The following is a 26,094-nucleotide window of genomic DNA, read 5'->3' as shown; positions in this document are numbered from 1 at the left end:
CGGCGGCAGGATGACGCGCGGGGCCCGCACCTTCGGGTGCGGGCCTCTTCGCACGTGGGCCCGGCCCATACGCGATCCGCCGCCCCGGCGGGCGCACGGGCGGGTCCACCCGACCGGGGCGGGCCGTAGGGTGAGACACATGAACGATCGCATGGTGTGGATCGACTGCGAGATGACCGGACTCTCGCTGTCGGATGACGCGCTCATCGAAGTGGCCGCGCTGGTCACCGACTCTGAGCTGAACGTGCTCGGCGAAGGTGTGGACATCGTGATCCGCCCGCCGGACGCGGCCCTGGAGACGATGCCGGACGTGGTGCGCCAGATGCACACGGCCTCCGGCCTGCTGGAGGAGCTCGCCGGGGGCACGACCCTGGCGGACGCCGAGGCGCAGGTCCTGGCGTACGTACGTGAGCACGTCAAGGAGCCGGGCAAGGCCCCGCTCTGCGGGAACTCCGTCGGGACGGACCGCGGTTTCCTGCTGCGCGACATGGCGGCGCTGGAGGGCTATCTCCACTACCGGATCGTGGACGTGTCCTCCGTCAAGGAGCTGGCCCGCCGCTGGTATCCCCGGGCGTACTTCAACAGCCCGGAGAAGAACGGCAACCACCGCGCCCTGGCCGACATCCGCGAGTCCATCGCCGAGCTCCGCTACTACCGCGAGGCGGTCTTCGTCCCGCAGCCCGGCCCCGACTCGGACACGGCCCGCACCATCGCGGCCAAGCACGTCCTGCCCGCCGAATAGGCCTTTGACGGGGCCCTGATGGGCCCCGGAAAAAGCCGTGCGCGAGCACCCCTCCGGACCCTGTACACTTTTTCTCGGCCGGTCGGAGAAGCACGAAGACCGGACATGGTGGGTGTAGCTCAGTTGGTAGAGCACCTGGTTGTGGTCCAGGTGGCCGCGGGTTCAAGTCCCGTCACTCACCCTGAGTAATCAGCCGGTGACCTGTTGAACAGGTCACCGGCTGATTGCGTTCCCGGGCACGCCGACAGCCGCTCGGCCGTAAGCGGCCGATCGACCGTACGCCGCCGGTCCAACGCACGCGGCCGATCCACCGCGACCCCGTGCGAGCGGGCGCGAGCCCCCAGCCCGTCACCGCGGCGGCGGGACTCACCGCGACCGGCGCACCCTCCAGGACGGCGAGGTCCGCCGGGAGCCGGCGGCAGGACGGTGACCTCACCCCTCGCAGGACACCCCGGCCGCGTGCCACGCGTCCGCGAAGCGGTGCACGTCGGCGTAGCGGTCGTCCGGATCGGGGAAGGTGGCGCGTTCGACGACCGCCAACTGCTGCGCGGTGCCGCGCCAGGCACGTTCGTCGTCACCCGCGTCGAGCAGGAGCCGGGCGGTGCGGCCGAGGGTGAACACGGTCGTACGGGTGTCGATGACGGCGCCCCGGACGAACTCCTCGGGGGCCATGAACCGGCGCGAGCCCGGCAGCCGTTCGTCGTCGAGGACGAAGGGGCCCGGCCGGTACTCGTCGAGGTCGATCAGGTGGACGGCGCCGGCGCCGAAGTCGTAGAGCAGCGCGCCGTCGTAGAGGTCGACGGCGACATGGCCGGCGGTCTCCACGGTGAGGTGCGCGTCGAGGACCCGGTCGAAGGCGCGCAGCACCTCGGCGGCGGGAAGGGACCGGAAGCGGGACATCGGGCTGCCCGGACTCACGCGGTCACGGGGCCCGCGCGCGGCGGGGTGGTGGAGCACCTCGCCGGAGCGCCAGGGCATGACCACCGCCCAGTCGTCCCCCACGGCGATCCGGTGGACCTGCGGGACGATCGCGGTGTGCCGGACGGCCCGGTGAAATGCCCACCCTCGTTCGAGTGAGCAGCGACCGCGTTCGTTGACCGCCTCCTTGACGAACCACCGGGCACCGTCGAGCAGCCGGACTCCGTAGGACACACACCCCGAGTCCTGCTCCCCGAACACCCTGAACACCTCGCCCACCCGGCCCAGATAGGACTCAACGGCGGGCACTTCATCGACTCCCAGCAAGGGATGCAGGACCATGGACGCCAGCCTGCCCTACCCGGGCGCCCCAGGAAGACAGAAGCCGCAGGCAGGACGTTCGTGGCGAAGCCGGGCGCCCCGCGCCCGTCCGGTCCTTCCCGCCGGACCGCGACGCCCGGCACCGCGTCGCGCCGTGCTGCCGGGTACGCCCCCGCACGACGGCGGCCTTGCGCCCCGCGACGCACGGCGCCGGACGCCGCGGTCCGATCCGGCGCGAGGGAACGGACCGTCCCTACGACGAAGCCCGCACCACCAGCTCCGCCGGCAGCACCAGCTGCCGCTTCTCCAGCCCCCGGGAGACCGCGGGGCGGCGGTCCGCGATCTCGCCGAGGAGGAGGTCGATCATCGCTCGGCCCATCTCCTCGATGGGCTGGCGGACGCTCGTGAGGGGCGGATCCATGTGCCGGGCGATCGCTGAGTCGTCGTAGCCGATGAGCGCCACGTCGTCCGGGATGCGGCGGCCGCTCTCGCGCAGCACCTGCCGGGCGCCCGCCGCCATGACGTCGGAGCCGGCGAAGACCGCGTCGAGGTCGGGGCAGCGTTCGAGCAGCAGGGACATGGCGCGCCGGCCCCCTTCCTCGGTGAAGTCGCCGGGGACGATCAGCTCGTCGAGCACCGGTCGGCCCGCGTCGAGAAGGCCCTGGCGGTAGCCGTCGACGCGCCGCTGGGCGCCGTAGACGTCCATACGGCCGGCGAGGTGGGCGATCCTGCCGCGGCCCCGGGCGATCAGGTGCTCCACGGCCGCGCGCCCGCCGCCGTAGTTGTCGGAGTCCACCGACGGAAGCGTCTCCCCCGCCGAGCGCCGGCCGCTGATCACCGCCGGGATCTCCAGCTGGGAGAGCAGGTCGGGGAGCGGGTCGTCGGCGTGCACCGAGACCAGCAGGACACCGTCCACGCGGTGCGCCGCCAGATACTGGGCCAGGCGCTGCCGCTCCCGGTCGCTGCCCGCGAATATCAGCAGCAACTGCATCTCGGTCTCGGAGAGTTCGGCACCGACACCGCGCAGCATGTCCGAGAAGTACGGTTCCGCGAAGAACCGGGTCTCGGGTTCGGGGACGACCAGGGCGATCGCGTCCGTACGGTTGGCCGCGAGGGCGCGTGCCGCCGTGTTCGGGACATATCCGAGCTCCGCGACCGCCGCCTCCACCGCGGCGCGGGTCGCGTCGCTCACCCGCGGGGAGCCGTTGATCACCCGGGAGACCGTGCCGCGGCCCACTCCCGCGCGCGCCGCCACCTCTTCGAGGGTCGGCCGCCCACCGCTGCGGCCCCGCGCTCCGTGGACTGCCATGGGCTCCGCCTCCCGTCGACACCAAGTTGGCCTGGAATCTAACAGCCTCGCCCGCGGAACCGGGCGACACTGGGCCGCCACCCCAAGAGCCCTTGTCGCACCGGGCGCTCGTCTTCGAGCGCCGAACGGGCTATAAGACTCTTCAGGCCATGTGGCGGAATGACATGTTCAGCTAACAGGCCGATAACTGAACGCATCTCTCCGCTCCTCCACCCTTGACACCCCCGCCCGAACCGACGACTCTTCAACACATCACTGGTGGGAGCGCTCCCACAGTACCTGACACATACACAACCCGCACGTTCCCCGCCCGAGCCGCAGCGAGTAACAACGGGCGCCACCAATGCAGTTGGCCGGGGGGTCGGCACGTCAGGCAACAGGAGGACGCAATGCGCACGAGTACCCGCCGGTCCCGCAGGCTGGCGGCCATCGCGGCCGTCGCAGCGATGACCGCAGGGCTGCTGGCCGGCTGCTCGAAGGACTCGAACGACGATTCGTCGAACTCGGACGGCGGTGGCAAGGGCAAGACCACGCTGACCATCGGAACGTTCGGCGTGTTCGGCTACAAGGAGGCCGGCCTCTACGACGAGTACATGAAGCTGCACCCGGACATCTCGATCAAGGAGAACGTCACCACCCGCACCGACGTCTACTGGCCCAAGACGCTCACCCGTCTGCAGGCCGGTTCCGGCACCGACGACATCCAGGCGATCGAGATCGGCAACATCACCGAGGCCGTCCAGACGCAGGCCGACAAGTTCGTCGACCTCGGCAAGGACGTCGACAAGTCGCAGTGGCTGGGCTGGAAGACCGCCCAGGCCACCACCAAGGACGGCAAGACGATCGGGCTCGGCACCGACATCGGTCCGATGGCGATCTGCTACCGCAAGGACCTGTTCGCGAAGGCCGGTCTGGAGACGGACCGCACCAAGCTCGCCGCGCAGTGGAAGGGCGACTGGTCCAAGTACGTCGCCGTCGGCAAGGACTACATGAAGAAGGCGCCGAGCGGCACCAAGTTCGTGGACTCCGCCTCCTCGGTCTACAACGCGGCGCTCGGTGGCGAGAGCGAGCGGTACTACGACAAGGACGGCAACGTCATCTGGGACAAGTCCTCGGGGGTGAAGAAGTCCTGGAACGCCGCGATGGCGGTGGCGACCAGCAACATGTCGGCGAAGCTCAAGCAGTTCGACCCGACGTGGGACCAGGGCTTCGCCAAGGCCTCGTTCGCGACGGTGGCCTGCCCCGCCTGGATGATCGGCTACATCGAGCAGAAGTCCGGTGACTCGGGCAAGGGCAAGTGGGACGTGGCGGCCGCGCCGACCGCCGCCAACTGGGGCGGCTCGTTCATCGGTGTGCCGGTGGCGGGCAAGCACCAGAAGGAGGCCGTCGCGCTGGCCAAGTGGCTGACCGCTCCCGAGCAGCAGGCGAAGGTCTTCGCCAAGCAGGCCAGCTTCCCGTCGACCCCGTCGGCGTACGCGAGCCTGAAGCCGGCCGCCGACACCACGGCGTACTTCTCCGACGCCCCGATCACGCAGATCTTCGCCGACTCGGCGAAGACCATCCCGGTCCAGATCTTCGGCATCAAGGACCAGCCGATCGGCACCGCGATCACCGACGTGGGCATCCTCCAGGTCGAGCAGAAGGGCAAGACGCCCGACCAGGGCTGGAACGCGGCAAAGGCTGAGATCAAGGACGTGCTCGGCCAGTGACCAGCTCCAAGCAGGCTCTCGCGCAGACCGCGACGAGCGCCGACGCCGCGCCCGGCTCACAGCCGGGCGCGGCCCGGGGCGCTCAGGGTCGCGGTACGCCGGCGCCCGGCCCGGATTCCTGGCGCAGCCGGCTGTACCGCTGGGACATGAAGGCGTCGCCGTACGCGTTCATCGCCCCCTTCTTCATCATCTTCGGTGCCTTCGGACTCGTACCGCTGCTCTACACGGCCTGGTACTCGCTGCACAGCGTGCAGTTGTCCGGCCTGGACCACCAGACCTGGGCCGGCCTGGACAACTACAAGAACCTGCTGTCCTCGGAGTTCTTCTGGAACGCTCTGGAGAACACCTTCACCATCGGCGTGCTCTCCACGGTGCCGCAGCTGCTCATGGCGCTGGGGATCGCCCACCTGCTCAACTACCGGCTGCGCGGCTCGACCGTGTGGCGGGTCGTGATGCTCACCCCGTACGCCACCTCGGTGGCGGCGGCGACGCTCGTCTTCACGCTGCTCTACTCGTGGGACGGCGGCATGGTCAACTGGCTGCTGCACTTCGTCGGGGTCCACCCGATCAACTGGCGCGAGTCGGACTGGGGTTCGCAGTTCGCCGTCTCCTCGATCGTGATCTGGCGGTGGACCGGCTACAACGCGCTGATCTACCTCGCGGCGATGCAGGCGATCCCCACCGACCTGTACGAGTCGGCGGCTCTCGACGGCGCGGGCCGCTGGCAGCAGTTCCGCCACGTGACGATCCCCATGCTGCGGCCGACGATCCTGTTCACGGTGGTCGTGTCCACGATCGGCGCGACACAGCTGTTCGGTGAGCCGCTCCTGTTCGGCGGGGTCAGCGGCTCGAAGGGCGGCTCCGCGCACCAGTACCAGACGCTCGGCCTGTACATGTACGACCAGGGCTGGGGCATCGGCAACCTCGGCAAGGCGTCGGCGATCGCGTGGACGATGTTCCTGATCCTGCTGATCATCGCCGCGATCAACCTGCTGGTCACCCGACGGCTGAGGAAATCCCAATGACCACCACTGAACTGACTCTCCAGCAGGCGGAGGCGAAGGGAACCCGGGCCGGCCGGAGGCCCGCGCGCCGCCGGGCGCTCGGCGCGGGCAAGCAACTGCACGCGGGCCCGGTCACCTATGCCGTCCTGATCGTCTTCGCGCTGGTCTCGCTCGCTCCGCTGGTCTGGACGGCCGTCGCGGCCTCGCGCAACAACCAGCGGCTGGCGCAGACCCCACCGCCGCTGTGGTTCGGCGGGAACCTGTTCAAGAACCTCCAGGCCGCGTGGGAACAGGCGGGGCTCGGCACCGCGATGGTCAACTCCACGATCGTCGCCGGAACCATCACCGTCGGCACGGTCGTGTTCTCCACGCTCGCCGGGTTCGCCTTCGCCAAGCTGCGGTTCAAATTCTCCGGCCTTCTCCTGCTGCTGACCATCGGCACGATGATGATCCCGCCGCAGCTCGCCGTCGTACCGCTGTACCTGTGGATGAGCGACCTCGGCTGGTCCAACCAGCTGCAGACGGTCATCCTGCCCACCCTGGTGAGCGCCTTCGGCACGTTCTTCATGCGCCAGTACCTGATCCAGGCGCTGCCCACCGAACTGATCGAGGCGGCACGGGTGGACGGCGCCAGCAGTCTGCGCGTGGTGTGGCACGTCGTATTCCCGGCGGCGCGCCCGGCGATGGCGGTGCTCGGACTGCTGACGTTCGTCATGGCCTGGAACGACTTCCTGTGGCCGATCATCGCCCTGAACCAGCAGGAGCCGACGGTGCAGGTCGCCCTCATGGCGCTGGGTACCGGTTACATCCCCGACCAGGCCGTGATCATGGCGGGAGCGCTGCTCGGCACGCTGCCGCTGCTCATCGCCTTCCTCCTGTTCGGCAAGCAGATCGTGGGCGGGATCATGCAGGGCGCGATCAAGGGCTGACCGCCCTCCAGGGGGCCGGGCCGGCGCCGCCTCGGCCCCCCTTTGTCCCTCCCCTCCTCCAACCCGTCGGTCTTGACGACCCCCCTTGGGAGCGCTTCCATGCCTGAGCCCATTACGTCCGTGACCTTCCCTCCAGCCTTCCTCTGGGGCGCGGCGACCTCCGCGTACCAGATCGAGGGGGCGGTACGGGAGGACGGCCGCACGCCCTCGATCTGGGACACCTTCAGCCATACACCTGGCAAAACGGCCGGCGGCGAGCACGGTGACATCGCTGTCGACCACTACCACCGCTACCGCGACGACGTGGCCCTGATGGCGGACCTCGGACTGGGCGCGTACCGCTTCTCGGTCTCCTGGTCGCGGGTGCAGCCGACCGGCCGGGGCCCCGCGGTCCAGCGCGGCCTGGACTTCTACCGGCGCTTGGTGGACGAGCTGCTGGCGCACGGCATCAAGCCGGCCATCACCCTCTACCACTGGGACCTGCCGCAGGAGCTGGAGGACGCGGGCGGCTGGCCCGAGCGCGAGACGGCGCTGCGTTTCGCCGAGTACGCGCAGATCGTGGGCGAGGCGCTGGGCGACCGTGTCGAGCAGTGGATCACGCTGAACGAGCCCTGGTGCAGCGCCTTCCTGGGGTACGGCTCGGGAGTGCACGCCCCCGGCCGGACCGACCCGGCGGCGGCGCTGCGCGCGGCCCACCATCTGAACCTCGCGCACGGGCTCGGCACTTCGGCGCTCCGTTCCGTCATGCCGGCCCGCAACTCGGTCGCGGTCAGCCTCAACTCCTCCGTGGTCAGGCCGGTTTCGCAGGACCCGGCGGACCTGGACGCGGTCCAGCGCATCGACGACCTGGCCAACGGCGTCTTCCACGGCCCGATGCTGCACGGCGCCTACCCCCAGACCCTGTTCACGGCGACACGGTCGATCACCGACTGGTCGTTCGTCCAGGACGGCGATCTCACCGCGATCCACCAGCCGTTGGACGCGCTCGGCCTCAACTACTACACGCCGGCGCTGGTCTCGGCGGCCGCCGCGCCCACGGACGGTCCGCGCGCGGACGGCCACGGCGCCAGCTCGCACTCCCCCTGGCCGGGCGCGGACGACGTCGCGTTCCACCAGACCCCGGGCGAGCGCACGGAGATGGGCTGGACGATCGACCCGTCGGGCCTGCACGACCTGATCATGCGGTACACCCGTGAGGCGCCGGGCCTGCCCCTGTACATCACGGAGAACGGCGCGGCCTACGACGACAAGCCGGACCCGGACGGCCGCGTCCACGACCCCGAGCGCATCGCCTACCTCAACGGCCACCTGTCCGCCGTGCACCGCGCGATCGCCGACGGCGCGGACGTCCGCGGCTACTACCTCTGGTCCCTCCTGGACAACTTCGAGTGGTCCTACGGCTACGGCAAGCGCTTCGGCGCGGTGCACGTCGACTACGCGACCCAGATCCGCACCCCGAAGTCGAGCGCCCACTGGTACGGCCAGGCGGCCCGCACGGGAACACTGGCGCCGGTGACGCCCGCCGAGTAGGCCACCGGCCCGGGGGACACGGGGGACACGGGGGACACGGGGGACACGGGGGACACGGGGGACGGGGCGCGACACCCGAGGGGGGTGCCGCGCCCCGCCCCGTTCGACCGCGTTCCCCCACCGCGTTCGACCGCGTTCCCCCACCCCGTTCGACCGCGTTCCCCCACCGCGTTCGACCGCGTTCCCCCACCGCACGGACCTCGCCCACGCGCGGTCCCTCCAACGGCCCGCCCCCGGGCGATCCGAACGACACCTCCGGGGCGGCGGCAGGAAGGTTCAACGAGGCGGTGCCTGCCGTTTCCTGGGAGGTTGCGTGAGTGAGGCCAGAGCGGTGGGCCGCACCGCGCCGGCCGCGGCCGAGCCGAGCAGCAGCCGGGCCAGATCATGGGGGCGCGCCCGCTCGTCGGCCGGAGCCGCCGCTGTGATGCGGTCGAGCCGGAAGCCCCGGCCGGCCTGCCGTGTGCGGCACCAGGCGACGAGGTACCACCTGCCGTCGGTGGTCAGCAGTCCGGCCGGCTCCACCACGCGGTCGCTCTCGCGTCCCGCCGCGTCGATGTAGGACAGCCGCAGGACCGAGTTCGTGGTGAGAGCCTGCTCCACCGCGGCGCGGACCGTGGAGTCGGTCGGGGAGGGCAGCGTGACGATCCGCGCGGCGAGTTCCTGTGCCGCCACCGAGGCGGGCCCGGTCATCGAAGCCGCGATCTTCTGGGCCGCCGTGCGGGCCGCACCGGCGTACGGGGCGCAGGCGTCCGCCGCGGCGAGCGCGACGGCCAGTGCCGAGGCTTCGGCGGCGGTGAAACGGATCGGGGGCAGGGTCATCTCCGGGTCGATCGACCAGCCACCGCCTCGCCCGGGTGTGGCGCGCACCGGGACACCGGCCTCCATCAGCGCCTGGAGGTCACGCTGCACCGTGCGGGTGTTCACCTCGAACCGCGCGGCGAGCGCGGCGACCGTCAGCGGCCGCGGTGCCGCCGCGCGCAGCTCTTCCACCAGCGCGTAGAGCCGGGTAGTACGGTTCACGCGGCCGACGCTACCTTCCCGCGGTGGACAGGAAGTCCCGCTCGCGCCGCAGTTCCCGCTCGGTGACGGTCAGGGGGAACAGGGTGAAGCCGTGCATCGCGCCGGCGACGACACCGAGTCGGACAGGCGCACCCGCCGCCTGCCAGCGTTGGGCCAGGAACAGCGAGTCGTCCAGGAGCGGATCCTCGGTGCCGACGACGATTCGGGCGGGCGGCAGGCCCGCCAGGTCGGCGAACAGCGGTGAGACCTCGGGATCGCGGCGCTGTTCCGTCCCCATCTCCGGTGTGAACAGCTCATAACTGCCCCGCAGCGTTTCGGTGTTGCTCAGCAGCCGCTTCGCTCCGAACAGTCGCTGGCTCGGTGTCATCGACAGGTCGTAGGGGCCGAAGAGCAGGTGGGCGGCCCGGAACGCACCGGTGATGCCGTGCCGGTCGCGAAGGCGCAGCAGTGTCACGACACTCAGGTGGGCACCGGCCGACTCACCGCCGATCAGTAGCCGTCGAGTGCCGAACTCGGCCGCGGCGTGGTCCACCAGCCACCGGGCGACCGCTTCGCAGTCGTCGGGCCCGGCCGGGAACGGGTGTTCCGGCGCGAGGCGGTACTCCACGCTCACCACGGCCAGCCGTGCCTGCTCGGCGAGCCGCCACAGCCTCTCGTCCTGCCCGTCCGCTGAGCCGAACGCCCAGCCGCCTCCGTGTATGTGCAGGTACACGCCGTCGACGTGGTCGGGTACGAACACGCGGACTTTCACCCCGCCCGCGATGACGCGGTCCTGGCCCTGCGGCAGTCGCAGCGGTGGCGTGTCGCCGGCGAGCCGGTTGCGCCGCAGGGCGGCCAGCAGGGTCGCGTCCGGCACCCCTTCGCGCGCCGGGCGGCTCGCCGCGGCGGCGGCGAAGCTCTCGTTGAACTTCAGGGTCTCGGCGAGGCAGTCCTCGTCTGTGATCGTCATGCTGTCGACAGTCGCAGCCGTCCGCGACAACGTCCTGTCACCTTTTCCCCGTGAGCCGCGTCACAGATCTGCCGCATCGCCTGTCATCCCACCCGGCCCTGCTGTCCGCATGGGCGCGCATCGCACCCGGCCGGTCACCCGCGGAGACCCGACCGCCCCAGCTCGAACCAGGTCGCCTTGCCCCGCCCCGGTCCGTTCCCGCACACGCCCCAGGCGTCGGCCCCCTCGGAGATGAGCTGGATCCCCCGGCCTCCCTCTTCATCGGGGCCGGGGGTACGGCGGCCGGGAAGACCCGGAGCCTCGTCGTGGACGAGGACACGCAGGCGACAGGGGCCGGCCCAGCCGGCGCGCAGCGTGACCGGGGCCGAACAGCCGCGGCCGGTACAGGCGTTGACCGCGTTGGTGACCGCCTCGGAGGTCAGCAGCACCGCGATGTCGGTGAGTTCGGGCCGGTGGGACGCGACGAGGAGGGGGACCCTCAGCGGGCGGGCCGTTACGTCGAGTTCCGCCTCGCGCGGCAGCGTGCCCTGCACGGCGACGCGGCGGTGACGTACCGGGCGGTCATCCACGAGGCCGCGTTGCACGCCCAGGTCGGCGGCCCACAAGTCATGCGCCGCCAGCTCCTCCGTCTGATCGAGGTTTCCCGACTGCCCAACGTGACCGTGCAGATCTTTCCGTTCGCGGGCGGCGGGTACTCCGCGTACAGCCGCAGCTTCGCCATTTTCGGCGGAGTAGCACCGGAGTTGGACACGGTCTACCTGGAGCACCCGATGACGTCACTCTTCCTCAGCGATGGAGAACACCTCGCCGAGTACGCCAAAATGTTCGAGCGGCTCACCGATTTGGCCCTGGCTCCGGTCGACCCGGAGTCGGCGCCGGAGAGCCACGCTTCGCGCGACTCGCTGAGCCTGGTGCAACACGTCATGTACGCCCTCTGAGAGGAACCGAGATGCCCCGACTCTCCTGGCAGAAGTCGTCGTTCAGCGGTGGCGGCGAGGGCGAGTGCGTAGAGCTGACGGCGACCGCGACCGGTCACATCCGCCTCCGGGAGAGCGATCTGCCCGGCGACATCGCCACCTCGACGCCCCGCGCGCTGGCGAACCTGCTCCTCGTGCTCAAGAGCGACTCCTGGGGGCCGGATCGGAGCCGGTGAGACGGACAAAGGGCCTTGGCCGTGTCCGGAAGATCACCGGATACGGCCAAGGCCCTTTGCGTGGTCCGGCTACGACGCCCCGGCCGGGTGGGGGGTGGAGAAGTCCGGCCGGGGCGTGCAACCCCCGTTTCACAGTGGCTGGTTGGGTTACTTCAGTGCGGCGAACGCCTTCGAGAAGGCGCCGTCGCTCTGGAGGACGGAGCTGCACACCGCGTCGGCGGTGTTCTTGGCACCGCCGGCGCACTGCTTGTCACGGGCGGCGGACCACATCGAGAGCCAGCCGATGCCCTTGGACTGCGCGAAGGTCACCAGCTGCGAGGCGTCGTCGACCTTGAAGATCTCCGAGGCGACGTCGTTGACGCCGATCATCGGGGTGATGGCGACGGTCTTCCACGCGGCGCTGTCGGAGAGGCCGAGGACGCTCTTGATCTGCGCCTGCGTGGCCGTGGCGGCCTGCTGGGCGAGGTCGCCCATGTCACCGCTGAACGCGGGGCCGTAGTCCATCGCCATGATGTTCACGGTGCTGATCTTCACGCCGTTCGACTTTGCGTCGGAGACCAGGTTCACGCCGTCCTGGGTGAGGCCCTGCGGCATGACCGGCAGGGTGAGGGAGACGTCAAGACCCGGGTGCTGCTGCTGGAGCTTCGCGATGGCCTTCGCGCGGTTGGTGTTCGCGGTGGCGTTGGGCAGCGCGCCGCCCTCGACGTCGAAGTCGACCTTGGTGAGCTTGTAGGCGTCCACGGCCTTGCCGTACGCCGCCGCCAGCGCGTCGGCCGAGGAGCAGGTCGTCGCGAGCTCCGAGCCGGAGGCGCCGCCGAAGGAGACCCGGACGTCGCCGCCCTTGGCGCGCAGCGCGCCGATCTGCGCCGCCACCGCGTCACTGGCGAGGTCGCTCACGCCGCCCCACTTGGGCGTGCAGCCGCCGCCGTCCGTGATGAACGCGAGGTTGTAGTTCTTCACGCCGGTGGCGTCGGCCGCCTTGACCAGGTCGAAGGCGGGGAAGAGGGAGGTGTCGACGTAGGGCGCGAAGCCCGCGGACGTCGTGGTGCCGCCGCCCGAGGTCTGCGTGGGGGACGGGGTCGCCGTGGCGGTGGCGGTCGCCGTCGGCTTCGGGGTCGCGCTCTGCGTCGCGCTCGCGGTCGGGGTGGGGGTGGCCGTCGGGGTCGCGGTCTGCGTCGGGCGGCCGCTCGGCTCGGGCGTCGCGCCGTCCACCGAGCACTTGGTGCCGTCGATGACACAGCCGGTCGGGTTCGCGGTGCCGTTCACGACGAAGCCGACGGTGACGGACTCGCCGGCCGCCAGACCGTCCTTGTCCCAGGACGGCGGCTTCACGGTGACGTGCTGTCCGCTCACCGTCGACGTCGCGTCCCACAGCGAGCTGAGCTTGGAGCCCGCGGGCAGGTCGAACTCCAGCGTCCAGTCCGGCTTCGCCTGGCCCGTGTCGTTGGAGACGACGTACTGCGCGGTGTACCCCGTGGACCACTCGCTGGTCCTTGTGTACGCGGCGCCGACGCTCGACGCGTTCGCGACACCGGTGAACAGGAGGGCGCCACCACCGGCCACGGCCGCCGCGACAATGCCGCCTATCGCCTTGTTCCTGCCACTGACTTTGCGCCGGTGCGTACTGCTCATCGCGTGTGCCTGCCTTCGCGGATTCACGGGGTTCGCTGGGGACGTCCCAGGGGGTGCGGGCATCACGCTAGCGATCCGGAATCGGTCAAACCGCTTGATCCGGACAGCGCTAGAGGATCTTAGGGTGCGCTTAAGGAAGGCATCGGGAGCCGTTAAAGGTCGAGACCAATGCGGGCGGTTCGGCGCGTGCCACCAGCCTGCTCGGCGCAGGCGGCGGGCCTGGGAAGCACAGGGCGCGGGGCGGCCCGGCGCGTGCCACCCGACCTCTCGACGCAGGGTGAGGACCCGCGCAGCGCAACGCGCGACTCGGCTCAGCGCAACGGGCGAGTCCGGCTCAGCGGGTTCCGCAGGCCCACTCAGAACATCAGGTCGCCCATGGCGTGTCAGCGCACGCCCGCGCCACGTCTGCGGCGCCGCACCCTGCCCCGGTGCCCGCTCCGGACCGGAGCTCTCCCGTCCAGCTGGATCCAGATACGCACCTCGGTTCCGCCCAGCACGGAGGAACCGATCCGTACGTCCCCGCCCGTCGACTCCGCGAGCCGTCGCACGATGTCGAGGCCGAGGCCCGTCGAGCCGTCGTTGCCCGAACCCCGGCCGCGCGCCATCGCCGCCACCGGATCCGCTATTCCCGCGCCTGCGTCCGACACCAGCACGATCACGGCGTCCTCGGCGTTGTGCACGTCGACCGCGAAGGCCGTGCCCTCGGGTGTGTGGCGGAAGACGTTGCCGAGGAGTGCGTCGAGCGCGGCGGCGAGGTCGGCGCGGGCCACGGGTATGCGGACCGGCCGGTCCACGCCGGCCACCCGCACCTTGCGGCCCTCGTCCTCGGCGAGCGCCGACCAGAAGTCCATGCGCTCCCTGACGACCTCGGACGCGTCACACCCGGCGCCGGCGCCGATCGCCGCGGTCTGCGGCTTGGCCTCCCGGGCCGTCCGGATGATCGTGTCGACCTCGCGCTCCAGCTGCGCGACGGCGGCCCGGGTCTGCTCGGCGGCCGGCCCGTCGCCGAGCGAGGCGGTGTTGAGGCGGAGCACCGTCAGGGGTGTACGCAGCCGGTGCGAGAGGTCGGCGGCGAGCTCCCTTTCGTTGGCGAGCAGTTGGACGACCTGGTCGGCCATGGAGTTGAAGGCGATGGCGGCCAGCCGCAGTTCGGTCGGCCCCTCCTCGGGCACGCGGGAGCCCAGTTTCCCCTCGCCCAGTTCGTGCGCGCTCTCGGCGAGGTGCTGCGCGGGCTGCACCATCCGCACGCCCAGCCGGTCGGCGACCGCGACGGAGCCGATGACGAGGGCGACGCCGACCGCGGCGAGGACCGCCCAGGCCGTACCGACGCCGTTGCTGACCTCGGCCTCGGGGACGTACACCTCGATGACCGCGATCTCGCCGGAGCTGAGCGCGATGGGCTGGAGCAGCGCGGAGCCGCCGGGCACTTCCGTGGTGGAGGCCCGGCCCAGCCGCCGGGTCATGGCGATGTCCTTGCCGACGGCGCGCTGCTTGCCTATCTCGACCGCCGGCTTGCCGTCGGCCGCGGGGATGTGCACGCCTATGCCCGCGTCCGAGCCGGCCGAGGCGACGACCCGCTCCAGCTCGTCCCGTTCGGTGGTGATGGAGAGCGCGGGCGCGATGGCCGCGGCCTGCCGCTCGGCGTTCGAGAACGCCCGGTCCCGCGCCATCTCCTTGATCACCAGGCCGAGCGGGACCGCGAAGGCGACCACGACCATCGTCGTCACCGCCACGCACACCTTGACCAGTGCCCACCTCACAGCGGCCGCTCCGCTCTCGGCGGCTCCAGCTTCACGCCGACGCCCCGCAGGGTGTGCAGATAGCGCGGACGCGCAGCCGTCTCGCCCAGCTTCCGCCGCAGCCACGACAGATGGACGTCTATGGTCTGGTCGTCGCCGTAGGCCTGCTGCCACACCTCGGCGAGCAGTTCCCTGCGCGGCACGACGACGCCGGGGCGCCCGGCCAGGAAGGCGAGCAGGTCGAACTCGCGCCGGGTGAGGTCGAGTCGTACGCCGTCGAGTTCCGCCTGGCGGCGCAGCGGGTCGATGGCGAGCCCGCCGACGCGGATGACCGTCGACACGGGCGCGTCGCCCACGGTGGTGCGCGAACGGCGCAGCACCGCCGCCATCCGCGCGGACAGGTGCTCGACCGAGAACGGCTTTGTCAGATAGTCGTCCGCACCGGCGTTCAGCAGCCGGACGATCTCCGTCTCGTCGTCCCGCGCGGTGGCGATGATCACCGGGACGTCGGTGATTCCGCGCAGCATCTTCAGCGCCTCGGACCCGTCCAGATCGGGCAGTCCGAGATCGAGGATGACGACGTCGAAGGAGAAATGGGCGACCTCGCGCAGCGCCTCCAGGGCGGTGCCGACGCTGCGCACGATGTGCGCGGCCTCGGTCAGATGCCGGATGAGGGCCGAGCGTACGAACTGATCGTCCTCGACAACGAGCACACTTGCCATGGGCGGCACCGTACGCCATCCGGGCGCGGCCGTACGGCGCCTGTGGACAACCCCGGTTGGGCACCTGTGGACAATCCCGGCCCGCCCCGCGGGGACATTCCGGATCTTGGCGGGGCCATGAGACACCCGTGGTGCTCGTGGTGCAGTATGGCCGCGATGCGCAGAGGACTCGTACACGTACTCGCGTGGTCGCTCGCCACGGGCGCGGCGGTCACGCTGTCGTGGTGGGGTGTCCACACCGTCATGACGGGGACGGCGTACGACCCGCCGCGGGCCCTGCCCATCACGGCGGCCGGTGCGACGACGCGGGAGACACGACCTCTGGCGTCCTCGACGCGACGGGCCGAGCCGTCCAGGGGTGCGCCGGACAGGCCGTCCGCGAGCCCGAGGCCGAGCGCGGCCCCCTCGAAGTCGGCACCGGCGAGCGGCGGTCCCACGCCCGCCGCCCCTTCCTCGACGGGCTCCCCGACCTCCTCCGGGCAGGTCAAGAGCTACGACTCCGCCGGCGGCCGGGTGGTCTTCGACATCGCCGCCACGTACGGGACGCTGGTGTCCGCGACGCCGAACACCGGCTGGTCCATGCAGGTGTGGAAGTTGGACACCTATATCCGCGTGGAGTTCACCTCGGGCGCCGACCGGGTGTCGGTGTTCTGCGACTGGCACGACGGGCCGCCGCACGTGGACATCGGGACGTACTGAACCGGCGGACGCGGCGAGCGGGCGTACGCACGCGGCCGGGAGCGGACGAGCGGACGGGGCGTGCGCGCCGGAGCCGCGGACCGGGGTGTGCCGAGGCCGGGTCAGCGGAACACGGACGGCGGCGGCGCGGGTGACGCGACCGCCACCGCGTCCGTGACCGGGGACGCGCCGCCCGTGAAGTCCATGAGTTCCTTGCCGTGTTCGACCCGGGCGGGATGCGGGTCGGAGGCGGCGCGGCGGGTCAGTTCGGTGATCGGCAGCGGCCGTCCCGAGGCCACGAGGACGGCGTTCCCGAAGCGTTTGCCGCGCAGCACCGTCGGGTCGGCGACCAGGGCGAGTTCCGGGAAGACGGAGGCCACGGTGGCGATCTGACCGCGGAGGTGGGCGAGCGGGGGCCCGTCGGCGAGGTTCGCGGCGTAGACCCCGGAGTCCTTCACCGTCCGGCGGACCTCCGTGACGAACTCGACGGACGTCAGGTGTGCCGGGGTGCGCGCGCCGCTGAACACGTCCGCGATGACCAGGTCCGCCCAGCCGTCGGGCACCTTGGCGAGACCTTCCCGGGCGTCGGTGGAACGCACCCTGATCCGGGCGTTGGGATCCAACGGGAGTTCGCGGCGCACCAGTTGGACGAGGGCCGCGTCGCGTTCGACGACCTGCTGGGTGGACCGGGGGCGGGTCGCGGCCGTGTAGCGGGCCAGGCTGAGGGCGCCGCCGCCGAGGTGCACGACCTGCACGGGCTTGCCGGGCGCGGCGACGAGGTCGATGACATGGCCGAGGCGGCGCTGGTACTCGAAGCTCAGATAGGCGGGGTCGTCGAGGTCGACGTGGGACTGCGGGGCCCCGTCGATGAGCAGGGTCCAGGCGCGCGCCCGGTCACGGTCGGGCAGCAGCTCGGCGAGCCCGCCGTCGACGGCCTCCACGACCGCCTCGGCCGCCGCCTGCCCGCGCCGCCCGCCCCGCCCGGTGTCGCGGCCCTCGTCCGCCCGCTGATTCCTCGCCCTCGCCATCCCGCCATTATCAGGGCGCGGGGGCGAGTCGGCTCAGTGACGGGTCACCGGGGTATCCGCCACAGGCCTCTGACGGCCTCGGAGTTGTCGCACGGCACACACCACGTGATCGTTCCGGGCCATCGCCCGGCCCGGAGGCTGGTCACGATCGCCACGCTTCACACATGATCATCCACCCGGCGGGCCCTCGGGCGAGGCGGCCCGGGAGATGACGTGACGTAAAGCGTCGGGCGCATGGTGCTGATCAGTCCGGTACGGACCGGCCACGCCCCCTGCCAGGTCGTGGTCCACGCCCTGCGTTTCCGTCGTGCCCAGGTGAGCGCACGGGCCGCCCGCTCGGCCTGCGCCTGACCCTCCGGACACACCGTGGGGCTGCTCACCGGCAGCCGTCCGCCGCCTCGATCAGCCGTGCCGCCTCGCCCAGCGCGGCCCGCAGCACCGCCGGGTCGGTCGCGAGATCCGCCTCGCCGGGCGGGAGCAGCCAGTCCGAGCCCTCGACCGGGGGCTCGGGCACCGGCCGCAGGCCGCGGCCGTTGGTCTGTGTACAGGTGCTGCCGGGCACGTCCCAGGCGTCGGCGGTGCCGGGCGGCACCAGGAAGCCGAGGGTGTCGCAGCCCCCGTCGTGCAGGACGGGCCCTACGGATTCCGCCGCGCCCCGGCGCAGGATGTCGACCGCCTCCAGCCCCTGGCGTGCCGGAACCGTCACCAGGTCGCACTCGGTGGCCTGCCGAGGCGGAGCACCGCACTCCTGGGACGGCCCGTGCTGCGTGGTCGACGGCGGCGTACGGAACTCGGCGCTCTGTGTGATCTGCATCCCGGCCTCCAACGGAACCCCTCCTCATGACGAGTGGGTCGGGAGTTCGGGCGGCTCCCGGTCCACCCGGTTCAACGCGCCAGGACGTCAACGGCTACGGCGAAACTCCGCCACAAAGGATGGCAGTTCATGGCGGATCGTGGGTGAGATATCCGGTTTGTAGCCAAACCCAGCGTGGCGGCGTTGTCACACCAGGTACGTTCTTGCCCCGCCGGAAGCAGGGCACCTACTGGGCACAACCCGGTCAACTCGGCCCGGATTCCGGCATGGTTCGACGGTTCGCAAGAGAGGGCCCGGCCATGGCGTCGTCAACGGTGACCTCGTCCCCGTCCCCCCGGCCACCACGGCCGAATCTCGCCTTCCGGCGCTTGCGCGGCCGGCGCTCCCCGGGCGAGTTCGCCGCGGCGGTGCGGAGGGCCGCGCGCGAGATCGGAGAGCGGGTCAGCTGCGACGCGCGCTACATCGGGCGCGTCGAGGCGGGCGAGATCCGCTGTCCCAACTACGCGTACGAGCGGGTGTTCCTGCACATGTTCCCCGGCCACACGCTGACCGACCTCGGTTTCACTCCCCGCTCATGGGTACGCGGACGCGGGGCGCGGGACATGGACGAAGCACCCCTCGCGCGCTCCACACCCCTTTCGCGCGCCCCACATGAGACGGACGGGGCACCCGAGACGTATGAGACGCCGGGGCCGCACCACCCCTGGGCCCCGCACACAGCGCACCACCCGCACGGCCCGCACGACCCCCATGATCCGTACGGACCCCGTGATCCGTACGACCCGCACCACTCGTGCGACCCGTACGACCCGTACGAGAAACGCGATCAGAACCACGAGGAGAGCGACGTGCAGCGTCGCGCATTCATGACGGGAGGCACCGCCACCATGGCGGCGGCCTCACTGGGACCCTTCGCGGGCGCCTTCGGCGGCAGCGCCGCGGCGGCCGAACGGCCCGTCCACCGGGCGGGTACGTCCGAGGCGGGCGCCCTCGAAGAGGCCGTCCGCAGAATCCGGCTGCTCGACGACCGGCACGGGGCCGACGGCCTCTACCGGCGCGCCGCGGCACCCCTGCGCACGGCGTACGCGCTGCTGGACGCGGGCACCACCCGGCAGGCCACCGCCGAACGGCTGTACTCCGGGGCGGGCGAGCTCGCCATCTCGGTGGGCTGGCTGGCCCACGACTCCGGGCGCTTCGACGACGCGCGCTCGCACTACGCGGAGGCACTCGCGACCGCCCGGATGGCCGGCGACCCGGGTCTTGAGGCCCACGCCTTCTGCAACACGGCGTTCCTCGCTCGCGACGCGGGGCGGCCTCGCGAGGCCGTGCGCGCGGCCCAGGCGGCACAGCGCGCCGCACGCCCCCTGGGCTCCCCCCGCCTGCTCTCCCTGCTCGCGCTGCGCGAGGCGGGGGGCTGGGCCGGGCTCGCCGACCGCAAGGGATGCGAGCAGGCGATGGCGCGCGCGCAGGCCCTCTACGAGCGGGGCCCCTCGGAGACGGATCCCGAGTGGATGACGTTCTACGGGGAGGCCGAACTGGAGGGCCTCGAAGCGCAGTGCTGGTCGACGCTCGGCGACTGGCCCCGGGCGGCCCGCCACGCACGCCGCGCCGCCCACCTCCAGGACCCGCACTTCACCCGCAACATCGCGCTCTACACCGCCGAACTCGCGGACGACCTGGCCCGCGGCGGTCGCCCCGACGAGGCCGCCCTCGCCGGTCTGCGCGTCCTGGACCTGCTGAACGAGGTGCAGTCCTCCCGCATCCAGACCATGCTGGCGGGAACGGCCCGCGTGCTGCTCCCGCACCGCAGGGCCTCGGGCGTCTCCGCGTTCCTCGACCGCCACGCGAGCCTGCCGCGCACGGCGTGAGGGCCGCCGCGGGTCCGGTCGGCCGCTCAGGTGACGCCGGTCAGGCGCTCAGGTGTCCGCAGTCGTTCCACACCTCGACGGCGGGCTCCCCGTAGGCCCAGCCGAGCACCGACAGAGAGGTCGGGTTGAGGCGGATACGGGCCGCGAAGTCCAGCGGAAGGCCCAGCCAGCGTGCCCCTATGGAGCGCAGGATGTGGCCGTGGGCGAAGACCAGCACATCGCGGTCCTCGGAGCGGGCCCATGAGACGACCTCGTCCGCGCGCGCGGAGACCCGTTCCAGGGTCTCCCCCTCGGGGACGCCGTCGCGCCAGATGAACCAGCCGGGCCGGATGCCCTGGATCTGTGCCGGGGTCATGCCCTCGTAGGCGCCGTAGTCCCACTCCATGAGCGCGTCCCAGGTGCTCGCGCGCTCCCCGAAACCGGCCAGTTCGCACGTCTCGCTCGCGCGTGCGAGCGGGCTGGTGCGCACCTCGGTACCGGGCAGCCCGTCGAAGGGCGCACGGTGGAGCCGCTCGCCCAGCAGCTTGGCGCCGCGCCGCCCCTCTTCCAGGAGCGGGATGTCGGTCCTGCCGGTGTGCTTTCCGGACAGCGACCATTCGGTCTGTCCGTGCCGGGCCAGCAGGATGCGCGGTGCCATGGAGAAGAGCCTTTCCGGAACGGGCGGCACGAGTGAGAGATGACTCACTCGATGACGTGCGGAGTGGGTCGTTCCATCATCGCTCACCTCTACCGCGGGCAACCCGGGGGGCGATCTCCGCGTCTTTGAGATCCGGGGCGCCCCTTCGGGACGTTCGCGTACACCGTAAAATCCCCGGGTGGCCACGGACCGTCGTCAGCGGACAGCGGACCGTCGGGTCACCACGAGCAGATGGGCACGAGCAGATGGGGGAGGGCGATCGGATGCCGCAGACCGATGCACCGCGTACCGAAGCGGCACCGCGCGCCCGGTCGCGCCGGTCGACCGAGCCGCGCACGTCCGCGGCGGAGCGGGCACGACTCCGCTGGTGGACCGAGGTCCCGCTGATCCTGCTCGTCTACGCGTCGTACACGGCGGGCCGGCTGCTCGCCCGGGGCGACACCGACGGCGCGGTCGGCCACGGCCTGTCGATCCTGCGCGTCGAGAAGCTCCTCCACCTCAACGCCGAACATCCGCTGAACCGGCTGTTCACGCGTGAGGCCTGGCTGGGCGTGCCGGCCGACTTCTGGTACGCGTCGCTGCACTACCTGGTGACGCCCGCGGTCCTGATCTGGCTCTTCCGCTCCCGGACCGTGCGCTACCGCGCGGCCCGCACCTGGCTGATGACCTCCACGTTCATAGGCCTGATCGGCTTCACCCTGCTGCCGACCTGCCCGCCCCGGCTGCTCTCGCCCGGTCACGGCTTCGTCGACACGATGGCCCAGTACAGCTCCTACGGCTGGTGGGGCGGCGAGGCGAGCGCGCCGCGCGGTATGGGCGGGATGACGAACCAGTACGCGGCGATGCCGAGCCTGCACGTGGGCTGGGCGCTGTGGTGCGGTGTGATGCTGTGGCGCCACGGCCGTACACCGGCCGCCAAGGTCGCCGCCGTCGTCTATCCGCTGTTCACCACGATCGTCGTGATGGGCACGGCCAACCACTACTTCCTGGACGCCGTCGCCGGCGCCGCGGTGATGGGGGCCGGCCTGCTGCTGACCCCGTTCGTGACGCGGGCGGCGAACCGGCTGCGGGCCCTCGTCGAGGGCCGCGTCCCGTGGGTCTCGGGTGCCTCGCGGGGCGAGGGTTCCACGATTGTCAGTGCGGGGTGCCAGACTTCCCCGGGTGAACGAATTCCCCGACAGCGCGAGTCCCGGACCGGGCCGGGAGCCGAGCAGGGTTCCTCTCCCACGGACGCCGGGGACAGCGCTGCGACAGCAGCTCGCTGAGCTGCGCGGACCGGACGTGGCGCCCAAGGCGCTCGACGCGCGTGCCCTCGCGGCACTCGCGGCCAATCCCGGGTGCGACCGGCGCGCCCTGCTGGACGGAGCGGGCGTCGACAAGGCGAAGCTGGCGAGCGCGCTCGGCGCGCCGTCCGCGTTCGGGATGTCGCAGTTCGCCTTCATGCGGGGCAACGCGTTCGAGGCACGGGTCAAGGCCGACGGCGGCGCGGAGCTGCTGCGGCTGGTGCACGAGAAGCTGGACCCCGGCGCCGAGCCGCCCGGCGCCGGTGCCGTGCCCGACCTGAGCGCGATCGGCCCCGAGGGACGCGCCGCGCGTACGGCGCTGGCCCTTCGCGAGGCCACCGAGGCCGGTGTCTGGACCCTCCTCGACCACCCCATGCTCGCGCTCGACGTCGCGGGCTCCGCCGCTTTCCTGGAGCCGGACGCCGTGGTCGTGCACCCCGACGGCGGCTGGACGGTCGTCGAGATCAAGTCGTTCCCGATGCTGGACGGTTCGGCCGACCCGGCCAAGGTGGGCGCCGCCGCCCGGCAGTCCGCGGTGTACGTCCTGGCCCTGGAGGAGGTCGCCGCCCGCCTCGACCCCGCTCCCGAGGTCCGCCACCGCGTCCTGCTGGTCTGCCCGAAGGACTTCTCCAACCTCCCGGCCGCCTCGGCCGTCGACGTCCGCAAGCAGCGCGCGGTCACCCGCCGCCAGCTCGCCCGGCTCACCCGCGTCGAGGACATCGCGGCCGCCCTCCCCGAGGGCAGTTGCTTCTCCCCCGCCCTTCCCGCCGAGGACCTGGTCACGGCCGTCGAGGCGGTCCCCGCGACCTACGCCCCCGAGTGCCTGTCCGCCTGCGAACTGGCCTTCCACTGCCGGACCCGCTCGCGCGCCGAGGGCGCGGTGACGTCACTGGGCCGCTCGCTGCGTGCCGAGCTGGGCGGTCTGACGACGGTCACCGACGTCCTTGCGGCGGCGCACGGCGAGTCCGGCGATCCCGCGGACCCCGCCGTCGCGGCCCTCAGGAGAGCGGCACTGCTCCGGGCGGAGGCCCTGCGCGGCACGGCCGCCGTCCCGCGGCCGGCCAGGGTACCGGCGGCGGCCACGCCGGGTGACGGCCGGGAGGCGGGCGCATGTCTCTGATCGCCACCCTCGCGCGGCTGGAGGCCGTGGAGAGCGGGCGGGCGCAGCCCGCCGCCACCGTGCTCCACCGCCATCTCGTCGAACGGCCGCTGGTGTTCGTGCCGCTCACCACCGCGGGCGAGGCGGGAGCCCCGCTGGGCGCGCTCGTCGGCACGGACCGGGACGCGCCCCGGCTGCTGGTCGTTCCGCAGCCCCGCGACCGCGACCTGCGCTTCGCGTTCCTCGCCGAGCTGGCGGACGTCGTCCTGCCCTACATCGACTCGTACGCGGACGTGGTCGAGGCCGCCGAGCGCAGCGAGACCGACCCGGAGACCGGCAAGCGCGTCAAGGTCGAGGTCGAGCTGTGCGCGGACGCGCCGCAGCTGATCGTGCCGGGGCGCGCGGGCATCGAGTTCGTCCGCCTCCTCGGGCGCTCCACCCGTTTTCGCCGCACCGCCGAGCAGGATCCCGAGACCCCGCATCCGGCGCCGCCCCGGGTGCCGTTGTTCGGGCGCTGGCTGACCCATTTCGGGGAGCGCGCCCGCGTGCCCGGCTCCGCCCTGCTCCTCGCCCTCACCGACGTACTGTCCCGGCACTGGGCCACCGGCCAGAGCAGCCTGGAGGACCAGCATCTCGGCGCGCTGCTCGCCTGGCTCGATCCGCCGGAGGGCGAGCCGGGCGCCGAGGCCGCGGTGCGGGCCGAGCTCCAGCGGGACGCACGGGGACAGCTCGTCTGCCCGCCCGCCGGACCGGCCACCGACCCCGCCTTCGACAACCAGCTGCTGGCCCCCGCCATCGAGCGCTACGACCGGGCGCGCACCGCGCTGGCCGCCGCCGAGGACGGCGTCGAGGCGGACGACCGGCTCGGTGAGCTCACCGCCGCGGAGCGGGACATCCGCGAACTCGTCGAGCGCGTCACCCGGCCCACCTGGGACGGGGTGTGGCGCGGGCTCGACCTGCTGCGGTCGCTGCCGGAAGGGGCGCACGCCGCCGACCGCTGGACCCGCGACCGCTGGTCGTTCACCGGACACCGCGACCGGGTCGTGGCGGGCGAGCCACCGCAGCCGCGCCGCGACGACGCGGTCACCGCCGCGAACAAACTGGCCACCCGCGAGCGTGAACAGGCCCGCCTGGAAGCACAGGAGGCTCTCGACGACCCGCTGGTCATGGCCGGCCGGCGGCTCGCCGGAGAGGCGTTCGCCGGCGAGGTCACCGATGTCGTGATGGCGTACGGCGAGGGCAGGCGGCCGAGCCCCCGCCCGCTGGTGACCGTCCGCACGGACGACCGCCCGCACCTGGGGGAACGGGCCAGGGTGTACCGCTCGCTCGGCGGGAAGCCGCAGGCCGCGGAGTTCGTGGAACTCGACGACGAGGGCGCCGCCGTGGTGCTGCGGATCGTCGACAAGATGGGACGCGGCAAGGAACCCGAGGCCGGGTCCCTGCCGGAGAAGGGGGATCTCGTCTGCTTCACCCTCTTCGAGCACGAACAGCGCGGCGGCGCCAAACTGCCCGACCCGGAGGAGACGCCGTGGACGCACGGAGGGCCGCCGGGTGAGCCCGACGCCCTGCCGCTGCCGGACCCGGTGACCGAGGAGGACGTCCTTTGACCGCCGTGTTCGACCCGGGTGCCGAGGCCGCCCGCGCCACCGACGCGATCCTGCGCGACACCCTGCACGGCACCGACCGCGGTGTCGTGGTCGACTCGCCGCCGGGCGCCGGCAAGTCGACCCTCGTCGTCCGGGCCGCACTCGAACTGGCCGCCGCGGGACGCCCGTTGATGATCATCGCGCAGACCAACGCCCAGGTCGACGACCTGGTGCTGCGGCTCGCCGCGAAGGCCCCGGAGCTGCCTGTCGGGCGGCTGCACAGCAGTGACTCCGACCCGTACGACAAGGCGCTCGACGGTCTCGACCAGGTGCGCAAGTCGGCGAAGGCGGCCGACCTCGCCGGCCTGGACGTCGTCATCTCCACCGCCGCGAAGTGGGCCCACGTCAAGGGCGTCGAGCCCTGGCGGCACGCGATCGTCGACGAGGCGTACCAGATGCGCTCGGACGCGCTGCTCGCGGTCGCCGGGCTCTTCGAGCGGGCGCTGTTCGTGGGCGACCCCGGGCAGTTGGACCCGTTCGCGATCGTCGGCTCGGAGCAGTGGGCGGGACTGTCCTACGACCCGTCGGCGTCCGCGGTCACCACCCTGCTCGCGCACAATCCGCAGCTGCCGCAGCACCGGCTTCCGGTGTCCTGGCGGCTGCCCGCGTCGGCCGCGCCACTGGTCTCGGGCGCCTTCTATCCGTACACGCCGTTCCGCAGCGGCACCGGCCACGGCGACCGGCGGCTGAACTTCGGTGTCCCGTCGGACGGTTCGGGCACCGACCGGGTCATCGACGAGGCGGCCGAGTCCGGTTGGGGTCTGCTGGAGCTGCCCGCCCGGCACACACCGCGCACGGACCCGGAGGCGGTGCGCGCGGTGGCCGGGGTCGTACGGCGGTTGCTCGACCGGGGTGGGGCGGCCACGTCGGAGCAGGCGGAGGATCCGGTGCCGCTGACGGCCGACCGGATCGCCGTCGGCACGGCGCACCGGGACCAGGCCGCGGCCGTGCGGGCGGCGCTGGCCGGCCTCGGCGTCACGGACGTCACCGTCGACACGGCGAACCGGCTCCAGGGACGGGAGTTCGACGTCACCGTCGTCCTGCATCCGTTGTCGGGGCGGCCCGACGCCACGGCGTTCCATCTGGAGACCGGACGGTTGTGCGTGCTCGCTTCCCGGCACCGGCACGCGTGCATCGTGATCTGCCGGGAAGGAATCACGGAGTTGCTGGACGACCACCCGTCGACCGAGCCCGTACAGCTGGGAGTGACCGTGAAGTTTCCGGACGGTTGGGAGGCCAATCATTCGGTGTTGTCCCATCTGGCGGAGCATCGGGTGGCGTGGCGGCCCTGAGACCCGCTCCGGGCACACCGGGCCCGGCGGCATCCCGGCCCGGCGGGGCGCGCTCGACCCTCCGGGCCCACT

24 protein-coding genes and 1 tRNA gene are annotated in these 26,094 nt (G+C 72.1%); 14 read left to right on the top strand and 11 right to left on the bottom strand.

All coding sequences use genetic code 11. The features are described from left to right. Nucleotides 1-139 precede the first annotated feature (139 nt). Both orn and ACFYW8_RS06475 read left to right on the top strand, forming a co-directional pair. Complete coding sequence (gene orn / locus ACFYW8_RS06480; RefSeq protein ID WP_355850864.1) at nt 140-742, top strand: oligoribonuclease; 603 nt, start codon at nt 140-142, stop codon at nt 740-742. A 108-nt stretch (nt 743-850) separates the two neighbouring features. Continuing rightward, nucleotides 851-923: transfer RNA gene (locus ACFYW8_RS06475), tRNA-His, on the top strand. Between the two features lie 251 nt (nt 924-1,174). On the opposite strand, the gene ACFYW8_RS06470 is transcribed toward ACFYW8_RS06475, so the two are convergent. Then, the gene (locus ACFYW8_RS06470) at nt 1,175-2,002 is read right to left on the bottom strand and encodes a serine/threonine protein kinase (RefSeq protein ID WP_389068591.1); all 828 of its coding nucleotides are present in this window, start codon (nt 2,000-2,002) and stop codon (nt 1,175-1,177) included. A gap of 232 nt (nt 2,003-2,234) precedes the next feature. Then, nucleotides 2,235-3,290 (bottom strand): LacI family DNA-binding transcriptional regulator, encoded by a 1,056-nt coding sequence (locus ACFYW8_RS06465; protein WP_365870105.1) that lies wholly within the window; start codon nt 3,288-3,290, stop codon nt 2,235-2,237. A 389-nt stretch (nt 3,291-3,679) separates the two neighbouring features. On the opposite strand from ACFYW8_RS06465, the gene ACFYW8_RS06460 reads away from it, so the two are divergent. From ACFYW8_RS06460 to ACFYW8_RS06445, 4 genes are all read left to right on the top strand, one after another. Further along, entirely contained in the window at nt 3,680-4,999 is a 1,320-nt protein-coding gene (locus tag ACFYW8_RS06460) for an ABC transporter substrate-binding protein (RefSeq protein ID WP_389068589.1), read from the top strand. After that, complete coding sequence (locus ACFYW8_RS06455) at nt 4,996-6,024, top strand: sugar ABC transporter permease (RefSeq protein ID WP_365870107.1); 1,029 nt, start codon at nt 4,996-4,998, stop codon at nt 6,022-6,024. Before ACFYW8_RS06460 ends, ACFYW8_RS06455 begins: the two co-directional genes overlap by 4 nt. Then, entirely contained in the window at nt 6,021-6,932 is a 912-nt protein-coding gene (locus tag ACFYW8_RS06450) for a carbohydrate ABC transporter permease (RefSeq protein ID WP_389068586.1), read from the top strand. The genes ACFYW8_RS06455 and ACFYW8_RS06450 overlap by 4 nt, the downstream gene beginning before the upstream one ends. A gap of 99 nt (nt 6,933-7,031) precedes the next feature. After that, nucleotides 7,032-8,462, top strand: a complete 1,431-nt coding sequence (locus ACFYW8_RS06445) for a GH1 family beta-glucosidase (protein WP_365870109.1) — start codon at nt 7,032-7,034, stop codon at nt 8,460-8,462. A 276-nt stretch (nt 8,463-8,738) separates the two neighbouring features. Here ACFYW8_RS06445 and ACFYW8_RS06440 read toward each other — a convergent pair whose 3' ends face one another. The 3 genes from ACFYW8_RS06440 to ACFYW8_RS06430 all read right to left on the bottom strand — a co-directional run bounded on the left by ACFYW8_RS06440 (nt 8,739) and on the right by ACFYW8_RS06430 (nt 10,859). After that, a complete protein-coding gene (locus ACFYW8_RS06440; RefSeq protein ID WP_389068582.1) occupies nt 8,739-9,482 on the bottom strand; it encodes a helix-turn-helix transcriptional regulator in 744 nt (247 codons plus the stop codon). 10 nt (nt 9,483-9,492) lie between these two features. Then, nucleotides 9,493-10,431 (bottom strand): alpha/beta hydrolase, encoded by a 939-nt coding sequence (locus tag ACFYW8_RS06435; RefSeq protein WP_389068580.1) that lies wholly within the window; start codon nt 10,429-10,431, stop codon nt 9,493-9,495. Between the two features lie 134 nt (nt 10,432-10,565). After that, a complete protein-coding gene (locus ACFYW8_RS06430) occupies nt 10,566-10,859 on the bottom strand; it encodes an ATP-binding protein (RefSeq protein ID WP_389068577.1) in 294 nt (97 codons plus the stop codon). A gap of 24 nt (nt 10,860-10,883) precedes the next feature. On the opposite strand from ACFYW8_RS06430, the gene ACFYW8_RS06425 reads away from it, so the two are divergent. Together ACFYW8_RS06425 and ACFYW8_RS06420 are read left to right on the top strand one after the other, a co-directional pair. After that, a complete protein-coding gene (locus ACFYW8_RS06425) occupies nt 10,884-11,369 on the top strand; it encodes a DUF5753 domain-containing protein (RefSeq protein WP_389068574.1) in 486 nt (161 codons plus the stop codon). 11 nt (nt 11,370-11,380) lie between these two features. Then, nucleotides 11,381-11,584 (top strand): DUF397 domain-containing protein, encoded by a 204-nt coding sequence (locus ACFYW8_RS06420; RefSeq protein WP_389068572.1) that lies wholly within the window; start codon nt 11,381-11,383, stop codon nt 11,582-11,584. 147 nt (nt 11,585-11,731) lie between these two features. On the opposite strand, the gene ACFYW8_RS06415 is transcribed toward ACFYW8_RS06420, so the two are convergent. The 3 genes from ACFYW8_RS06415 to ACFYW8_RS06405 all read right to left on the bottom strand — a co-directional run bounded on the left by ACFYW8_RS06415 (nt 11,732) and on the right by ACFYW8_RS06405 (nt 15,677). Next, the gene (locus tag ACFYW8_RS06415) at nt 11,732-13,216 is read right to left on the bottom strand and encodes a cellulose binding domain-containing protein (RefSeq protein ID WP_389068569.1); all 1,485 of its coding nucleotides are present in this window, start codon (nt 13,214-13,216) and stop codon (nt 11,732-11,734) included. Between the two features lie 383 nt (nt 13,217-13,599). Next, nucleotides 13,600-14,976, bottom strand: a complete 1,377-nt coding sequence (locus tag ACFYW8_RS06410; protein ID WP_389068567.1) for a sensor histidine kinase — start codon at nt 14,974-14,976, stop codon at nt 13,600-13,602. After that, nucleotides 14,973-15,677, bottom strand: coding sequence for a response regulator transcription factor (locus ACFYW8_RS06405; protein ID WP_365870116.1), 705 nt, complete (start codon nt 15,675-15,677; stop codon nt 14,973-14,975). The genes ACFYW8_RS06410 and ACFYW8_RS06405 overlap by 4 nt, the downstream gene beginning before the upstream one ends. 156 nt (nt 15,678-15,833) lie before the next feature. Here ACFYW8_RS06405 and ACFYW8_RS06400 point away from each other — a divergent pair, with 156 nt between their 5' ends. Further along, a complete protein-coding gene (locus ACFYW8_RS06400) occupies nt 15,834-16,376 on the top strand; it encodes a hypothetical protein (RefSeq protein ID WP_389068565.1) in 543 nt (180 codons plus the stop codon). A 101-nt stretch (nt 16,377-16,477) separates the two neighbouring features. Here ACFYW8_RS06400 and ACFYW8_RS06395 read toward each other — a convergent pair whose 3' ends face one another. Both ACFYW8_RS06395 and ACFYW8_RS06390 read right to left on the bottom strand, forming a co-directional pair. Further along, nucleotides 16,478-17,383 carry a fused MFS/spermidine synthase gene (locus tag ACFYW8_RS06395; RefSeq protein ID WP_365870118.1) on the bottom strand — a complete coding sequence of 302 codons (906 nt, stop codon included), beginning with the start codon at nt 17,381-17,383 and terminating at the stop codon, nt 16,478-16,480. A gap of 376 nt (nt 17,384-17,759) precedes the next feature. Continuing rightward, nucleotides 17,760-18,197: a hypothetical protein gene (locus ACFYW8_RS06390; protein ID WP_389068562.1), complete on the bottom strand. Its 438-nt coding sequence runs from the start codon at nt 18,195-18,197 to the stop codon at nt 17,760-17,762. A gap of 299 nt (nt 18,198-18,496) precedes the next feature. Here ACFYW8_RS06390 and ACFYW8_RS06385 point away from each other — a divergent pair, with 299 nt between their 5' ends. Beyond that, a complete protein-coding gene (locus ACFYW8_RS06385) occupies nt 18,497-20,065 on the top strand; it encodes a hypothetical protein (RefSeq protein ID WP_389068561.1) in 1,569 nt (522 codons plus the stop codon). A gap of 40 nt (nt 20,066-20,105) precedes the next feature. On the opposite strand, the gene ACFYW8_RS06380 is transcribed toward ACFYW8_RS06385, so the two are convergent. After that, on the bottom strand, nt 20,106-20,702 hold the full coding sequence (locus ACFYW8_RS06380; RefSeq protein WP_389068558.1) for a histidine phosphatase family protein: 597 nt from the start codon (nt 20,700-20,702) through the stop codon (nt 20,106-20,108). Nucleotides 20,703-20,965: 263 nt separating this feature from the next. On the opposite strand from ACFYW8_RS06380, the gene ACFYW8_RS06375 reads away from it, so the two are divergent. The 4 genes from ACFYW8_RS06375 to ACFYW8_RS06360 are packed head-to-tail and all read left to right on the top strand — an operon-like array spanning nt 20,966 to nt 26,022. Further along, complete coding sequence (locus tag ACFYW8_RS06375) at nt 20,966-21,967, top strand: phosphatase PAP2 family protein (RefSeq protein WP_389068556.1); 1,002 nt, start codon at nt 20,966-20,968, stop codon at nt 21,965-21,967. After that, nucleotides 21,864-23,105 (top strand): hypothetical protein, encoded by a 1,242-nt coding sequence (locus tag ACFYW8_RS06370; RefSeq protein ID WP_389068554.1) that lies wholly within the window; start codon nt 21,864-21,866, stop codon nt 23,103-23,105. The genes ACFYW8_RS06375 and ACFYW8_RS06370 overlap by 104 nt, the downstream gene beginning before the upstream one ends. Beyond that, nucleotides 23,096-24,691, top strand: coding sequence for a hypothetical protein (locus tag ACFYW8_RS06365; protein ID WP_389068551.1), 1,596 nt, complete (start codon nt 23,096-23,098; stop codon nt 24,689-24,691). The genes ACFYW8_RS06370 and ACFYW8_RS06365 overlap by 10 nt, the downstream gene beginning before the upstream one ends. Beyond that, the gene (locus ACFYW8_RS06360; protein ID WP_365870124.1) at nt 24,688-26,022 is read left to right on the top strand and encodes an AAA family ATPase; all 1,335 of its coding nucleotides are present in this window, start codon (nt 24,688-24,690) and stop codon (nt 26,020-26,022) included. The genes ACFYW8_RS06365 and ACFYW8_RS06360 overlap by 4 nt, the downstream gene beginning before the upstream one ends. Nucleotides 26,023-26,094: the final 72 nt, after the last annotated feature.

This window comes from Streptomyces sp. NPDC002742 (assembly GCF_042888885.1).
Classification (GTDB): domain Bacteria; phylum Actinomycetota; class Actinomycetes; order Streptomycetales; family Streptomycetaceae; genus Streptomyces.
The sequence above is the reverse complement of the archived record's forward strand: the minus strand, read 5'-3'. Positions and strand labels throughout refer to the sequence as shown.

Bases quoted from the DNA above. Each gene is read 5' to 3' on its own strand.
- ACFYW8_RS06450 (WP_389068586.1), top strand. From the start codon at position 6,021: ATGACCACCACTGAACTGACTCTCCAGCAGGCGGAGGCGAAGGGAACC.
- ACFYW8_RS06420 (WP_389068572.1), top strand. From the start codon at position 11,381: ATGCCCCGACTCTCCTGGCAGAAGTCGTCGTTCAGCGGTGGCGGCGAG.
- ACFYW8_RS06435 (WP_389068580.1), bottom strand. From the start codon at position 10,431: ATGACGATCACAGACGAGGACTGCCTCGCCGAGACCCTGAAGTTCAAC.
- ACFYW8_RS06400 (WP_389068565.1), top strand. From the start codon at position 15,834: ATGCGCAGAGGACTCGTACACGTACTCGCGTGGTCGCTCGCCACGGGC.
- ACFYW8_RS06445 (WP_365870109.1), top strand. From the start codon at position 7,032: ATGCCTGAGCCCATTACGTCCGTGACCTTCCCTCCAGCCTTCCTCTGG.
- ACFYW8_RS06470 (WP_389068591.1), bottom strand. From the start codon at position 2,002: ATGGTCCTGCATCCCTTGCTGGGAGTCGATGAAGTGCCCGCCGTTGAG.
- ACFYW8_RS06405 (WP_365870116.1), bottom strand. From the start codon at position 15,677: ATGGCAAGTGTGCTCGTTGTCGAGGACGATCAGTTCGTACGCTCGGCC.
- ACFYW8_RS06385 (WP_389068561.1), top strand. From the start codon at position 18,497: ATGGCGTCGTCAACGGTGACCTCGTCCCCGTCCCCCCGGCCACCACGG.
- ACFYW8_RS06460 (WP_389068589.1), top strand. From the start codon at position 3,680: ATGCGCACGAGTACCCGCCGGTCCCGCAGGCTGGCGGCCATCGCGGCC.
- ACFYW8_RS06465 (WP_365870105.1), bottom strand. From the start codon at position 3,290: ATGGCAGTCCACGGAGCGCGGGGCCGCAGCGGTGGGCGGCCGACCCTC.
- ACFYW8_RS06390 (WP_389068562.1), bottom strand. From the start codon at position 18,197: ATGCAGATCACACAGAGCGCCGAGTTCCGTACGCCGCCGTCGACCACG.
- orn (WP_355850864.1), top strand. From the start codon at position 140: ATGAACGATCGCATGGTGTGGATCGACTGCGAGATGACCGGACTCTCG.
- ACFYW8_RS06415 (WP_389068569.1), bottom strand. From the start codon at position 13,216: ATGAGCAGTACGCACCGGCGCAAAGTCAGTGGCAGGAACAAGGCGATA.
- ACFYW8_RS06395 (WP_365870118.1), bottom strand. From the start codon at position 17,383: ATGGCGAGGGCGAGGAATCAGCGGGCGGACGAGGGCCGCGACACCGGG.
- ACFYW8_RS06375 (WP_389068556.1), top strand. From the start codon at position 20,966: ATGCCGCAGACCGATGCACCGCGTACCGAAGCGGCACCGCGCGCCCGG.
- ACFYW8_RS06380 (WP_389068558.1), bottom strand. From the start codon at position 20,702: ATGGCACCGCGCATCCTGCTGGCCCGGCACGGACAGACCGAATGGTCG.
- ACFYW8_RS06365 (WP_389068551.1), top strand. From the start codon at position 23,096: ATGTCTCTGATCGCCACCCTCGCGCGGCTGGAGGCCGTGGAGAGCGGG.